Origin of the sequence: Pseudonocardia autotrophica (assembly GCF_003945385.1) — a bacterium.
GTDB lineage: Bacteria > Actinomycetota > Actinomycetes > Mycobacteriales > Pseudonocardiaceae > Pseudonocardia > Pseudonocardia autotrophica.
This window is the reverse complement of record NZ_AP018920.1, coordinates 2,010,217-2,023,436: the sequence shown is the minus strand read 5'-3', so window position 1 is coordinate 2,023,436 and position 13,220 is coordinate 2,010,217. Positions and strand designations below refer to the sequence as shown.

Below are 13,220 nucleotides of genomic sequence, written 5' to 3'. Positions count from 1 at the left end.
CCGCTTCCTACCGCGCCCGGATGACGCTGCGGTGTACCCCGGTTGGCCGGACCTGCTCAGCCGGACGCGCTGTCCAGCTCGGCACGCAGCAGCGCGAGCAGCTCCTCGCGCGTGCCGTCGCGTTCGAAACCGGCAGCGGCCGCGTGGCCGCCGCCACCGAGCGCCGTCGCCACCCGGGACAGGTCCGGGGATCCGTTGCCGCGCAACGACACCGACCACATGTGCTGATCGGTCTCGGTGAGCAGCGCCGCCACCCCGTCGCCCGCCGTGGCGAGCAGCTGCCCGACCACGGTCGCGGTCTGGTCCCGGAACCGGGTGGCGGTCGCGACGTCGACCGCCGCCCACACCAGGCCGGCGCCGCCGGCCGCGGAGGGCTCCAGCCGGGCCCCGGCCAGTACGGCCGCCTGGGCCGCCAGCCAGCCGAACGGGCGGGTCCCGGTGAGCTCACGCATCAGCCCGCGGGGTTCGGCACCGGCGTCGACCAGCTCGGCGCCCAGGCGCAACGCGTCCGAACCGCCCCAGCGGAACCCGCCGGTGTCGGTGTAGAGCCCGGCGAACAGGGCGCGGGAGAGCACCGGATCGAGTTCGGCGCCCAGCTCGGTCAGGACGGCCCGGATCAGCAGCACCGTGGCCGGGGCCGCCGGATCGACCAGGTGCCGGGTGGCGAACCCGGTGAACGACGCGTGGTGGTCAATGGCCAGCGAGCTCCCGGCGGTGTCCAGCCGGTCGGCCAGGTCACCGAGCCGCTGCGCCGACGACACGTCGCAGGACACCAGCAGCTCGGGTGCCGCCGGCGCCTCGGACGACGGGACGACCAGGCCGTCGGGATCGAGCGCCCCGAGGCTCACCGGCACCGGCTCCGGCCCGCCGAAGGACACCGTGACCGGCACTCCGGCCCGACGCAGGGCGGTGGCCAGCGCGATCGCGCTGCCCGCGGCGTCGGCGTCCGGCCGGACGTGCCCGACGACGAGCACGTCCCGTGCTGCCCGCAGCACCCGCGCGGCCCCGGCCGGATCGACCGGTCCGGGGCCGGGCAGGGACTCGTCCGAGCCGGGTGCGTTCACTCCGACTCGGCGTCGCGCGGGGCCCGGTAGGGATCCGGATCGCCGGCCGGCGACGCCGACGCGGCCAGCCTCGCGACCTCGGCGTCAGAGGCGCGGGTCTGCGCCAGCAGCTCCTCCATCCGGCGGGCCTCGTCCGGCACCTGGTCCAGGATGAAGGCGAGGCTGGGGGTGTGCCGGACCCCGGTCTGCTGACCGACCCGGCTGCGCAGGACGCCGTTCGCGCTGTCCAGCGCGGCGGCGGCCCCCGCGGTGTCCGGGGCCTCGTCCAGCGAGGCCCCCATCACCGTGTAGTAGACGGTCGCCTCACGCAGATCCCCGGTGACCCGGGTGTCGGTGATCGTCACCATCGACAGCCGAGGGTCCTTCACCTCGTGCTCCAGAGCCTCCGCGACGATCTGCGAGATCCGCTTGGCGAGCTTGCGTGCGCGCGCCTGGTCGACCATGTCGTGCTCCTTCCACCAGCTTTCCGCGGCAGAGTCTATGCGCGGCCGCGGAATCCGCGCCGCGTGCTCAGTTCTCGTCGTCCGGACCGTAGAGCCGGGTCCTGGCCGACAGCAGTTCCAGTTCGGGGCGGGCGGCAACGAGCCGCTCGCACCGTTCCAGCAGGACACGTGCGTGCGCCGCATCGGCGGAGACGCAGCTGATCCCGATCAGCGCCCTGCGGTACAGGTCCTGGTGGCCCGCCTCGGCGGCCGCCACCTCGAACCTGCGCAGCTCGGCCAGCAGCGGGCGTACCGCCGACCGCTTCTGCCTCAGCGACCGGACGTCGCCGAGCAGCACGTCGCACTCCAGCGCACCGACGTACATCGGACCTCCCGGGTGACGGGCGGGAAACAGGCGGGGCGGCCGGTGAACACCGACCGCCCCGCCTGACTGACCTCGATCAGGTCCGCGGCTTCTCCCGCATCTCGAACGTCTCGATGACGTCGTCGACCTTGATGTCGGAGTAGCTGCCCAGCGTCAGACCGCACTCGTAGCCCTCGCGGACCTCGACCACGTCGTCCTTGAACCGACGCAGCGAGGAGACCGGGAGGTTCTCGTGGATCACCCGCGAGTCGCGCAGCAGGCGCGCCCGGGCGTTCCGGCGGATCTCCCCGGACTGCACGAGGCAACCGGCGATCGTGCCGAACTTGGAGGACTTGTAGACCTCGCGGACGTCCGCGCGGCCCAGCTCGACCTCTTCGTACTCCGGCTTGAGCATGCCCTTGAGGGCCGCCTCGATCTCGTCGATCGCCTGGTAGATCACCGAGTAGTAGCGGATCTCGACGCCCTCGCGGTTGGCCAGCTCGGTGGCCTTGCCCTCGGCACGGACGTTGAAGCCCATGACGATGACGTTGTCCGCGATGGCGAGGTTGATGTCGCCCTCGGTGATACCGCCGACGCCGCGGTGGATGACCCGCAGCTCGACCTCTTCACCCACGTCCAGCTTCATCAGGGCTTCCTCGAGCGCCTCGACGGTGCCCGAGTTGTCACCCTTGATGATCAGGTTGAGGGTGTTGGTCTCCTTCAGCGCGGCGTCCAGGTCCTCCAGGCTGACGCGCTTGCGACGGGACGCCAGCTCGGCGTTCCGCTCGCGGGCCCGCCGCCGGTCGGCGATCTGGCGCGCCACCCGGTCCTCGTCGACGACGAGGAACGTGTCGCCCGCACCCGGGACCGACGTCAGACCGATGACCTGCACCGGACGCGACGGGAGCGCCTCGGTGACGTCCGCGCCGTGCTCGTCGATCATCCGCCGGACGCGCCCGGAGGCGTCGCCCGCGACGACCGAGTCGCCGACCCGGAGCGTTCCGCGCTGGACCAGCACCGTGGCCACCGGGCCACGGCCGCGGTCCAGGTGCCCCTCGATGGTGACGCCCTGGGCGTCCATGTCGGGGTTGGCACGCAGGTCGAGCGCGGCGTCGGCGGTCAGCAGGATCGCCTCGAGCAGGGCCTCGATGTTGGTGCCCTGCTTCGCGGAGATCTCCACGAACATGGTGTCGCCGCCGTACTCCTCGGCCACCAGGTTGTACTCGGTCAGCTGCTGACGGATCTTGTCCGGGTTCGCACCCTCGACGTCGATCTTGTTGACCGCGACCACGATCGGCAGGCCTGCCGCCTGGGCGTGGTTGATCGACTCGACGGTCTGCGGCATCACACCGTCGTCCGCCGCCACCACGATGACCGCGATGTCGGTGGACTTCGCACCACGGGCACGCATGGCGGTGAACGCCTCGTGACCCGGGGTGTCGATGAAGGTGATGAGCCGCTCCTCACCCTCCAGCTCCGCCGGCACCTGGTACGCGCCGATGTGCTGGGTGATGCCGCCTGCCTCGCCCTCGCGGACGTTGGCCTTGCGGACCGTGTCCAGCAGGCGCGTCTTGCCGTGGTCGACGTGACCCATGACGGTGACCACCGGCGGGCGGGCCGCCAGCGCGTCCTCGTCGCCGAGGTCGCCGAACTCGATGTCGAACGACTCGAGCAGCTCGCGGTCCTCCTCCTCGGGGGACACGACCTGAACCCGGTAGTTCATCTCCTGGCCGAGCAGCTCCAGGATCTCGTCCGAGACCGATGCCGTCGCGGTGACCATCTCGCCGAGGTGGAACAACACCTGGACCAGCGATGCCGGGTTGGCGTTGATCTTGTCGGCGAAGTCGGTCAGCGAGGCGCCACGCGGCAGCCGGATCGTCTCGCCACTGCCCTTGGGCAGACGGACGCCGCCCACCGAGGGCGCGGCCATCGAGTCGAATTCCTGCCGCTTCTGACGCTTCGACTTGCGGCCACGCCGGGCGGGACCGCCGGGACGGCCGAACGCACCCGCGGCACCGCCGCGGCCACGAGCACCGCCACCACCGGGACGACCGCGGAAGCCACCACCGGCGGGAGGCCCACCGGGACCGCCGCCACCGGGACGGAAACCGCCGCCGCCACCGCCACCGGGACCACCACGTCCGCCACCGGGACCGCCGCGACCGCCACCGGGGCCGCCACCAGGTCCACCACGGCCGCCACCGGGGCCGCCACGGCCACCGGCACCGGGCCTGCCGGCCGCCGGACGCGCGGGCATCATGCCCGGGTTCGGACGCGGCGGCATGCTGTTCGGAGTCGGGCGCGGGCCACCGGCACCGGGGGCACCGCCACCGGGACGCGGCGGACGCGGCGGGGCCTCACCGGAGCGCGCGGCCGGCGCCGCGGCGCCACCGCCGCCCTGCTGACCACCCTGCTGCGGCGCAGCCGGACGCGGGCCGGGCTTGGGCGAGCCCTGGCCGACACCGAACGGGTTGTTGCCGACCCGCGGCTGGCGCGGACCGGGCTTCGGCTGGCGGGCACCCGCCTCGCCACCACCCTGGCGCGGACCGCCCTGGCCCTCGCCGGGACGACCCTGCGGAGCCTGCCGGGGGCCGGGCCGCGGGCCCGGCGCAGCGGGACGCGTGCCGGACGGAGCCGGGGTCTCGGCGGCCGGAGCCTGCGGACCGGGCTTCGGCGCGGCCGGACCGGGCCGGGGCGCGTCGGACTGCGCCGCCGGCTGTGCGGGACGTGCCGCCGGCGTGTCCTGGGCCGGGGTCGGCGCCGGAGCCACCGGACCGGGGCGCGGGCCGGGCTTCGGAGCCGGGCCCGGGGTCGGGCCGGGCTTCGGCGCACTCGGGCGGGACGGCGACGGAGCGCCGGAACCACCACGCGGCGCGGCGGCACCGGGGCCACCGGCGCGCGGACGACCGGCACCGGGGGCGCCGGAACCGCGGCGCTGACCGCCACCGGAGTTGGCACCGCCTGCGGCCATCGCGTCGCGCAGCTTGCGCACGACCGGGGCCTCGACGGTGGATGAGGGGGACTTCACGTACTCCCCGAGGTCCTGCAGCTTGCTGAGGACCTGCTTACTGCTGATTCCGAGCTCTTTTGCGAGCTCGTGCACGCGGGCCTTGCCTGCCACTGCTCTCCTTGTCCTGACCGGAGGCCGGGCGGCAGCATCCCGCTCGACCTCGAACCTAGTGTCGAAGCACGATCATGGTGCGATCTTCACTGCTGGCTCATGACTGGTCGACCTTGCTTTCTTCCGATGACGGGCCGGGGAGGCTCCCCGACCCCTGCTGATCCTGTATCCGGAGCCGTACGGCCGTGGCGTCCAGTGGAGCTCGGACGCGCAACGCCCGACTGAACGCCGAGCGGCGCTCGGCCCGGTCGAGGCACCCCGTCTCGGGGTGCAACCAGGCACCCCGGCCGGGGAGGCGGCGATCCGGATCCGGGACGACATGTCCGTTCTCCGCGACCACTCGCAACAGTGTCTCGGCCCGTTCCCGGGTCCGGCACCCCACGCACGTCCTGATCGGTATCGACCGGGGGCGTGCAGGCGACGGACCGCGGCCGCGGACCGCCTGTGAGTGTAGCGCAGAGGACCGATCGGGCATTCCCTCGCCCGTCTCCGCCGTGCCGACCGCGACCTGCCCCGCCCGCTTCCCGGCTACGACAGCTCCTCGACCGGGTCACCGCCGGGGCCGACCGGGTCGCGCGGGTCGGCATCGCTCCGGATGTCGATCTTCCAGCCGGTCAGCCGGGCGGCCAGGCGGGCGTTCTGCCCCTCCTTGCCGATCGCCAGCGACAGCTGGAAGTCCGGGACGACGACGCGGGCGATCCGGGCGCGCTCGTCCAGCACGGTGACCGAGACCACCTTGGACGGCGAGAGCGCGTTGCCGACGAACTCGGCGGGGTCCTCGGACCAGTCGATGATGTCGATCTTCTCGCCGGCCAGCTCGGCCATCACGCCGCGGACGCGGGCGCCCATCGGACCGATGCAGGCGCCCTTCGCGTTGAGCCCCTGGCGGGTGGAGCGGACCGCGATCTTCGAGCGGAAGCCGGCCTCCCGGGCCACCGAGACGATCTCGACCGTCCCGTCCACCAGTTCCGGGACCTCCAGCGCGAACAGCTTGCGCACCAGGTTCGGGTGGGTGCGGGACAGCGTGATCGAGGTTCCGCGGGGACCGCGGTGCACGCCGATCACGAAACAGCGGATCCGGTCACCGTGCCGGTAGACCTCACCGGGCACCTGCTCGGCCGCGGGCAGCACGGCCTCCGTGCCCCCGGACCCGCCGAGCGCGACGACCACCATGCCGCGGGCGTTCGCCCGGGCGTCGCGCTGCACGACGCCGGCGACGATCTCGCCCTCCTTGGTGGCGAACTCGCCGTAGGTGCGCTCGTGCTCGGCGTCCCGCAGGCGCTGCACGATCACCTGGCGGGCGGTGGTCGCGGCGACCCGGCCGAAACCGTCCGGGGTGTCGTCGAACTCGGGACCGGGGGTGCCGTCCTCGGCCCGGTCGGCGGAGTCCCGGGCCATCACCCGGACGACCCCGGACTTGCGGTCGATCTCCACCCGGGCGTCCGGGTGGTGGCCGTCGGTGTGCTTGTACGCGGTCAGCAACGCCGTCTCGATGGCGTCGAGCACCGTCTCGAAGGGGATCTCCTTGTCCCGCTCGATGGCCCGCAGCGCGGGGATGTCGACGTTCACCGGTTCTCCTCGTTCGCGCTGTCCGTGCTCTCGTCGCTGCTGTTGCTGTCGCTGCTGTCGTCGCTGCTGCTGTCGTCCGCGCCCAGCAGCGCGGCCTCGGCGGCCGGGGCGGCCTTGAACTCCACCTGCACCTGGGCGTTCTCCACCTCGGTGTAGGCGAGCTCGCGCAGCTCGGGCTTACGGCCCGGCAGTGCGACCTCGACCCGGTCGTCACCGGCCCGGCCGATCCTGGCCTCCAGGGTGTCCCCGCCGACCAGGGTGATCCGGGCCAGGCGCAGGAAGTTCCGCTGCCAGTGCCGGGGACGGGTGAGCGGCCGGTCCACCCCGGGCGAGGTCACCTCGAGGGTGTACGAGCCCTCGATGAGGTGCTCGTGCGGGTCCAGCTCGGCGGCCGCGGCCCGGCTGAGCCGGGCGATCACGTCCAGGTCGATGCCGGTCGCCGAGGAGCTCTCGGGCAGGTCGACGACCAGCTTCACGGCGTGCCGCCTCCCGGCGGTACGGACCTCGACGGCGTCGATCTCCAGCCCGGCCTCCAGGACCAGGGGCTCGAGCACTCCGCGCAGCTGGTCTTCCAGCGCTGCGGGGTCCGGACTGCGCATCGGGTGACTCTCCTCGTGATCGCGTCGATCGGCGGCCGTCGGGTGCCGATCCGGCCCACCGCCGCGACCGCAGCCGGACGACCCCGCTGCGCGGCGTGTCTCGGGCACGGCACCGTCCGACTCGGGCGGACGTGGACGACAGCAGGGGACGGCCGATGAGCCTAGCGCGTTCGATCGGGGCGCCCGCGGTCGCGGTGCCGCGCCGGATCCCCCGATCCGTACTCACCCGGTCGGTGACGAGCGGGCACACCTCGGCTGGCAGCATGACTGTTCGTGAGGGACCGGAGACGTGCGGTGGCGGGTGTGGCCGGGCCGGCGCTCAACCGGCGCCAGGTGCTGATGTCGGCGGCCGCGGTCGTCGCGCTGCCCCCGGTGCTCGCGGCCTGCTCCCCCGGCACCGACCGGCGGGCCGACGCGAGCGAGGCGCTGCTGGCGATGGCCGACGCCGCCCGGCGGGACGCCGCGCTGGCGGCCGCCGCCGTGACCTCGGATCCGGCGCTGGCCGGCCGGCTGGAGCCGCTGCGCGCGGCCCGGCTGGAGCACGCCGCCGCGCTGGATCAGGCCGGCGGGCGCCCGCCCGGATCGGCACCGGTCCCCGCGACGCCGCCGTCCGCCGACGTCGTCGCGGTCCGCGACTCGGTCGACGGGTCCGCACGCACCGCGGGCGAGGTGGTCATCGAGGCGTCCGCCCAGCAGGCGGGCCTGGTCGCCGAGGTCGCCGCCTGCTGCGCCGCCTACGTGGTGGTGTTGCAGTGAGCCGCACGAGCGCAGGAGGTACCCCGTGAGCCCGCGTCGCGCGCCCGCCCAGGACGACGGCGCCGAGCAGCCCTCGGCCCAGGTCGCGAAGGAGGCGCTGCAGCGTTCGCTGGCCGGTGAGCACGCCGCGATCTGGGCGTACTCGACGGCGCTGGCGTTCCTCCCGCCGGAGACCGCGACCCGGGCCAGGACCGAGCTCGAGGCGCACCGGACCCTGCGCCGCGAGGTCAGCGAGGCACTCACCGAGCTGGGCGAGCGGCCGGTGTCGGCCCAGCCCGCCTACACCCCGCCGCAGCCGGTCGTCGACGAGCTGTCGGCGAGCGCGCTGCTGGTCACCGCGGAGACCGACACCGCGGCGGCGTGGCGTTCACTGGTCGAGCGGGCGCCCAGCCGCGAGATGCGGGAGGCCGGGCTCACCCGGATGATCGAGTCCACCGTGCGGTGCGCGTTCTGGCGCGGCGCGACCGAGCAGAGCCCGGCGATCCCGGTGTTCCCCGGCCGCGGCTGACCGACGAGCCGGTGCTCCGGGCGAACCGTCCGGACGTGCTCCGTTCGGCCGTGCTGTTACGTTCGTTCGGTCCAGCAGTCCACAACGGATGGCACACGACCCTCGAGCCCGGCAGGAGCGCGACGACATGACCACCCCGGCCAGGACCTTCTCCCGGATCGCCGCCGGAGCCGCGGCGCTCGCACTCGGCGGCGGGCTGCTCCTCACCCCCGCGATCGCCACCGCGGCCGAGCCGCCCCCCAACATCGACGACGGCCGCGACCACGGCCTCATCCCGCTGCCGCCCCGCCAGGCGCCGGAGCCCGGCTCCGACTCCGGCGAGGCCCAGTTCCAGGACGTCGTGGGTCCCGCACTCGACGCCTGCAGCGCGCGCTACCCGGTCTGCACCCCGGCCAGCGGCGCCTGGGACGTCATGACCGGCGCCTACCCGTGATCGGCTCTCCGGGCCGCTGAGCCACCGCCCGGCCCGGCAGCACCGGTGGCGGGCCTCAGCCCGTGCGCAGCGCCGACGCGGCGAGTTCCACGTCGTCGATGGTGTTCGTCAGGTGGAACGCCAGCCGGGCCGCTCCGCCCCGCACCGCGGCGGAGATCCCGGCCCGGGCCAGGCGCTCGGCTGCGCCGTCGGTCCGGACCGCGACGATCGCCGAACCGCGGGCCGGCATGTCCAGCCGCTCCCGCAGCGCGTCGGCGAGCCCGGCGCAGTGCGCCCGCAGCTGCTGCGGATCGAGCGAGGCCAGCCAGGGCACGGTGACGGCGGCCCCGACGTGGGCCCACCACACCGGCGCCTCCTCGGCGCCGGCCGGCCCGGGCCGGGCGGCGGGATCGGGGGTGTAGAGCCCGTCGCCCCAGCGGTCCCGGGTGCCGTACCAGCCCGCGCCGGACCGGACGACCTCCGGCCAGCGACCGCCCGGCCCGTCCACCCAGGACGGTCGCTGGGCCAGCCAGGCGGCACCGCGCGGAGCGAGCAGCCACTTGTAGCCGGCCCCGGCCACGGCGTCCGCCCGGTCGAGCCGCAGCGGCAGCCATCCCGCGGCCTGCGTCACGTCGAGCAGCAGCCGGAAGCCGGAGCGCTCCCGGGCGGCGAACAGTCCGTCGAGATCGGCGATCCGGCCGTCCGCGGACTGCACCACCGACACCGCGACGAGATCGTGCTCCGCGGCGTGCCCGGCCAGCTCGTCGAGCGGCACCTCGCGCACCCGGACGCCTCGGTGCGCCTGCAGCGCGAACGGCCGGGTCACGCTGGAGAACTCACCCTGCGCCACCAGTACCCGGGTTCCGTCCGGGACGGCCGTCGCGAGCGGCCCGATCAAGCCGGACACCGTCGCGCCCTGGGCGACGTCGGCGACCGGTACCCCGGTGATCGCGGCGAACCCGGCCCGGGCGGTCTCCACCGCGTCGTCGAAGTCCCGGGGCGACGACGTGCCACCGGCCCACGCCCGGACCGCATCGGTGACCGCGGTGGACGCGTCCAGCGGCGGGACACCGATGCTCGCTGTGTTGAGGTAGCCGGGACGGCGCGGCAGCTCGCGCCCGAAGACCGTCATCGTGCGTTCCACGCTGCCCGAGCCTATCCGTGGTCCTAGGGTCCGGAGGGTGCACAGTGAGCTGATCGAGATCCGGACCGGTTCCGAGGAGACCGTGGTCGACCTGACGACCCGGATCGAGCGTTTCCTGACCGACGCGGGCGCCGGCGACGGGCTGCTCAACATCTTCGTCCCGCACGCCACCGCCGGGATCGCCGTCATCGAGACGGGAGCGGGCAGCGACACCGACCTGCTCGCCCGGCTGCGCGAGCTGCTGCCCGCCGACGACCGCTGGCTGCACCGGCACGGCAGCGCCGGGCACGGACGGGACCACGTACTACCCGCGTTCGTACCGCCCTCCACGACGATCCCGGTGATCGGGGGGCGGCCCGCGCTCGGGACCTGGCAGTCGGTCTGCCTGGTCGACACCAACATCGACAACCCGACCCGGTCGGTTCGGCTGTCGCTGTTGCAGGGATGACACCGACCGCCGGACGCCCGGGTACGGCCGCCCGGCGGGGACCCGTCCCGGGCCGATGCCCTCGGCCGTAGGCTTCGCCGGTGAACTCCGGCCGGACGTCGACGAACAGCCGTCCGGGTACGGCATCGCAGGCCCACCCGGGCGAGCCCGATCCCCCCGCCGGCGCACGCCGGCTCCGGCCGGTGCTGGCCGCGCTGGTCGCGGTGCTGCTCGTGGCGGGCACGGTCGCCGCACTGACCGGGGTCGGTGACACGCCCGCGGAACCGGCGGCGGCGCCACCGGCCGGTCGGGCCGACGCGCCGCCGGACACGTTCGTCGTGACGCCGCCGCAGGGCTGGACGTCGGTCTCCGCACCGGCGGCCCCGCTGGACGTGTTCGGGGTGCCGTTCACCCGTCTCACCGAGGTGCCGCCGTTCGCGGCCGGGGAGTGCCCGGCCGATCCGGCGCCGCGCGGGGTGGCCGCGACCGCGCTGGTCGCGGTCCCGGCCGGGACGAGCGTGGCCGAGGCCGCCCAGGCGTTCGCCCGCGGTGCGGGCGAGGCCGCCTACGCCGGTGCCACCCCGCAGGTCGCGGTCGGTCCGGCCGGACCGCGTCCCGGGCCGGACGACGCCGAGGACGGCGTGTGGGTCGAGGCGACGGTGCGCACCGACGGGACCGCCGCCGGCCGGCCCGGCTGCCGGGCCACCGACGGCACCGTCGGGGTGCTCGCGGTGCCGCGCACCCAGGCCAGGGACGGCTCGACCGGGGTGGCGATGCTGCTCGTCGCCGCGGACGTCGGCGGCGGGCCGGGCGACCCGGTGAGCCGGGACGCGCCCGGCGAGCTCGCGTCGTCGGCGACCCGCCCGGGCTGATCCCGGCGCCCGGTCAGACCCCGCGGACGATCCCGGCGACGTGCTCGGCGGCGCCGTCGCGGGCGATCTCGGTCCGCTCGCCGCTCGCCCGGTCCTTCAGCTCGACCTTCCCGTCGGCCAGCCCGCGCCCGACGACCACGATCGTCGGCACCCCGACCAGCTCCGCGTCGGCGAACTTCACGCCCGGCGACGCCTTGCGGTCGTCCAGGATCACGTCCAGGCCCTGGCGCTCCAGCTCGGCGGCGATCTCCTCGCCGCCGGCCAGCAGCTCCGCGGACTTGCCCGCGACGACGACGTGCACGTCGTAGGGCGCGACCGCGCGCGGCCAGACCAGTCCGTGCTCGTCGTGGCTCTGCTCGGCGATCACCGCGACCAGCCGGGACACCCCGACGCCGTAGGAGCCCATCGTGATCCGGACCGGCTTCGAGTCCGGGCCGAGCGCGTCGAGCCCGAACGCGTCGGCGTACTTGCGGCCGAGCTGGAAGATGTGCCCGATCTCGATGCCGCGGGCGGCCTCCAGCACGCCCTCGCCGCCGGGCGAGGGATCACCGGCGCGCACCTCGGCCGCCTCGATCGTGCCGTCCGGGGTGAAGTCCCGCCCGCAGACCAGGTCGACGACGTGGTGGTCGGCCTTGTCGGCGCCGGTCACCCACGCGGTGCCGCTGACGATCCGCGGATCGACGAGGAAGCGCACGCCGTTCGCGGCGAGCGCGCCCGGGCCGATGTAGCCCTTCACCAGGAACGGGTTGCGGGCGAAGTCGGCCTCCTCGAGCAGCTCGACCTGGGCCGGTTCGAGGGACGCCTCGAGCCGCTTCATGTCGACCTCGCGGTCGCCGGGCACACCGACGCCGAGCAGCTCCCAGTCCGTCGCGCCCGGCTGCCTGATCTTGACCAGGACGTTCTTCAGGGTGTCGGCCGCGGTGAAGGTCCGGCCGGCGCTGCTCTCGGGGTGGGCGTTCAGGAAGTCGACCAGGGCGGCGATGGTCGGCGTGTCCGGCGTGTGGTGCACCTGCGCGACGGGCAGCCCCTCCAGCGGGATCTGCGGGGGCGCGGGTGTGGTCACGGCCTCGACGTTCGCCGCGTACCCGCCGGGCCCGCGGACGAAGGTGTCCTCGCCGGTCGCGGACTCCGCCAGGAACTCCTCGGACGCCGATCCGCCCATCGCGCCGGACGTCGCCGCCACGATCACGTAGTTCAGGCCGAGCCGGTCGAACATCCGGACGTAGGTGTCACGGTGCCGCTGGTAGGACTCGGCCAGACCCTCGTCGGTCAGGTCGAACGAGTAGGAGTCCTTCATCAGGAACTCGCGGCCGCGCAGGATGCCCGCACGGGGCCGTTCCTCGTCGCGGTACTTGTTCTGGATCTGGTAGAGCACGACCGGGAAGTCCTTGTAGGACGAGTACTCGCCCTTCACCGCGAGCGTGAACAGCTCCTCGTGGGTGGGCCCGAGCAGGTAGTCCGAACCCTTGCGGTCCTTGAGCCGGAACAGGTTCGGGCCGTACTCGGTCCACCGGTTCGTCGTCTCGTACGGCTCGCGCGGCAGCAGCGCCGGGAACTGGATCTCCTGGCCGCCCATGGCGTCCATCTCCTCGCGCACGACGGCCTCGATGCGGCGGAGCACCTTGAGACCGAGCGGCAGCCAGGAGTAGACGCCCGGGGCGACGCGACGGACATAGCCGGCGCGGACCAGCAGCTTGTGGCTGGGCACCTCCGCGTCGGCCGGGTCCTCACGCAGGGTGCGCAGGAACAGCGACGACATCCGGGTCAACACCCGCAGCAGCGTAGCGACGACCCCGGGGGTGCTTCACCCCGGTTCTCCTCCGCAGCCGCACAGGCTCGCCGCGTCCGTACGGGATCGACGCGTGCGGACGGGCTCGTCCCGGCCGCACTGGCTCGCCGCAGCCGCACAGGCTCGGCGTGACCACACGGGATCGCCGCAGCCGCACGGGATCGTTGCATTCG

General features: G+C 74.3%; 14 protein-coding genes. 5 read left to right on the top strand and 9 right to left on the bottom strand.

Features of this window, described 5'->3' with window-relative positions; genetic code table 11:
- Positions 1-56: 56 nt before the first annotated feature.
- The 7 genes from Pdca_RS09730 to rimP all read right to left on the bottom strand — a co-directional run bounded on the left by Pdca_RS09730 (position 57) and on the right by rimP (position 7,139).
- Positions 57-1,064, bottom strand: coding sequence for a DHH family phosphoesterase (locus Pdca_RS09730; protein WP_085912464.1), 1,008 nt, complete (start codon positions 1,062-1,064; stop codon positions 57-59).
- On the bottom strand, positions 1,061-1,507 hold the full coding sequence (gene rbfA, locus Pdca_RS09725) for a 30S ribosome-binding factor RbfA (RefSeq protein ID WP_085912463.1): 447 nt from the start codon (positions 1,505-1,507) through the stop codon (positions 1,061-1,063). The genes Pdca_RS09730 and rbfA overlap by 4 nt, the downstream gene beginning before the upstream one ends.
- A gap of 67 nt (positions 1,508-1,574) precedes the next feature.
- The gene (locus tag Pdca_RS09720) at positions 1,575-1,871 is read right to left on the bottom strand and encodes a DUF503 domain-containing protein (RefSeq protein ID WP_085912462.1); all 297 of its coding nucleotides are present in this window, start codon (positions 1,869-1,871) and stop codon (positions 1,575-1,577) included.
- A gap of 76 nt (positions 1,872-1,947) precedes the next feature.
- Complete coding sequence (infB, locus tag Pdca_RS09715; RefSeq protein ID WP_085912461.1) at positions 1,948-4,971, bottom strand: translation initiation factor IF-2; 3,024 nt, start codon at positions 4,969-4,971, stop codon at positions 1,948-1,950.
- 97 nt (positions 4,972-5,068) lie between these two features.
- Positions 5,069-5,446: a YlxR family protein gene (locus tag Pdca_RS09710; RefSeq protein ID WP_085912460.1), complete on the bottom strand. Its 378-nt coding sequence runs from the start codon at positions 5,444-5,446 to the stop codon at positions 5,069-5,071.
- A gap of 53 nt (positions 5,447-5,499) precedes the next feature.
- On the bottom strand, positions 5,500-6,540 hold the full coding sequence (nusA, locus tag Pdca_RS09705) for a transcription termination factor NusA (protein ID WP_085912459.1): 1,041 nt from the start codon (positions 6,538-6,540) through the stop codon (positions 5,500-5,502).
- A complete protein-coding gene (gene rimP, locus Pdca_RS09700) occupies positions 6,537-7,139 on the bottom strand; it encodes a ribosome maturation factor RimP (protein WP_232021494.1) in 603 nt (200 codons plus the stop codon). The genes nusA and rimP overlap by 4 nt, the downstream gene beginning before the upstream one ends.
- Positions 7,140-7,412: 273 nt before the next feature.
- Here rimP and Pdca_RS09695 point away from each other — a divergent pair, with 273 nt between their 5' ends.
- From Pdca_RS09695 to Pdca_RS09685, 3 genes are all read left to right on the top strand, one after another.
- A complete protein-coding gene (locus Pdca_RS09695; protein WP_125911339.1) occupies positions 7,413-7,895 on the top strand; it encodes a hypothetical protein in 483 nt (160 codons plus the stop codon).
- A gap of 25 nt (positions 7,896-7,920) precedes the next feature.
- Entirely contained in the window at positions 7,921-8,403 is a 483-nt protein-coding gene (locus Pdca_RS09690; protein ID WP_085912457.1) for a ferritin-like domain-containing protein, read from the top strand.
- A 127-nt stretch (positions 8,404-8,530) separates the two neighbouring features.
- Positions 8,531-8,836 (top strand): hypothetical protein, encoded by a 306-nt coding sequence (locus Pdca_RS09685; protein WP_085912456.1) that lies wholly within the window; start codon positions 8,531-8,533, stop codon positions 8,834-8,836.
- 55 nt (positions 8,837-8,891) lie between these two features.
- Here the strand turns inward: Pdca_RS09685 and Pdca_RS09680 are convergent, their stop codons facing one another.
- Positions 8,892-9,959 carry an aminotransferase class V-fold PLP-dependent enzyme gene (locus Pdca_RS09680; protein ID WP_373865478.1) on the bottom strand — a complete coding sequence of 356 codons (1,068 nt, stop codon included), beginning with the start codon at positions 9,957-9,959 and terminating at the stop codon, positions 8,892-8,894.
- A 37-nt stretch (positions 9,960-9,996) separates the two neighbouring features.
- Here Pdca_RS09680 and Pdca_RS09675 point away from each other — a divergent pair, with 37 nt between their 5' ends.
- Positions 9,997-10,407, top strand: a complete 411-nt coding sequence (locus tag Pdca_RS09675; protein ID WP_085912455.1) for a secondary thiamine-phosphate synthase enzyme YjbQ — start codon at positions 9,997-9,999, stop codon at positions 10,405-10,407.
- An 80-nt stretch (positions 10,408-10,487) separates the two neighbouring features.
- On the top strand, positions 10,488-11,258 hold the full coding sequence (locus Pdca_RS09670; RefSeq protein WP_085912454.1) for a hypothetical protein: 771 nt from the start codon (positions 10,488-10,490) through the stop codon (positions 11,256-11,258).
- A gap of 13 nt (positions 11,259-11,271) precedes the next feature.
- Here the strand turns inward: Pdca_RS09670 and Pdca_RS09665 are convergent, their stop codons facing one another.
- Positions 11,272-13,029 carry a proline--tRNA ligase gene (locus Pdca_RS09665; RefSeq protein ID WP_166665923.1) on the bottom strand — a complete coding sequence of 586 codons (1,758 nt, stop codon included), beginning with the start codon at positions 13,027-13,029 and terminating at the stop codon, positions 11,272-11,274.
- Positions 13,030-13,220: the final 191 nt, after the last annotated feature.

Bases quoted from the DNA above. Each gene is read 5' to 3' on its own strand.
- rbfA (WP_085912463.1), bottom strand. From the start codon at position 1,507: ATGGTCGACCAGGCGCGCGCACGCAAGCTCGCCAAGCGGATCTCGCAG.
- Pdca_RS09720 (WP_085912462.1), bottom strand. From the start codon at position 1,871: ATGTACGTCGGTGCGCTGGAGTGCGACGTGCTGCTCGGCGACGTCCGG.
- Pdca_RS09710 (WP_085912460.1), bottom strand. From the start codon at position 5,446: ATGCCCGATCGGTCCTCTGCGCTACACTCACAGGCGGTCCGCGGCCGC.
- rimP (WP_232021494.1), bottom strand. From the start codon at position 7,139: ATGCGCAGTCCGGACCCCGCAGCGCTGGAAGACCAGCTGCGCGGAGTG.
- Pdca_RS09685 (WP_085912456.1), top strand. From the start codon at position 8,531: ATGACCACCCCGGCCAGGACCTTCTCCCGGATCGCCGCCGGAGCCGCG.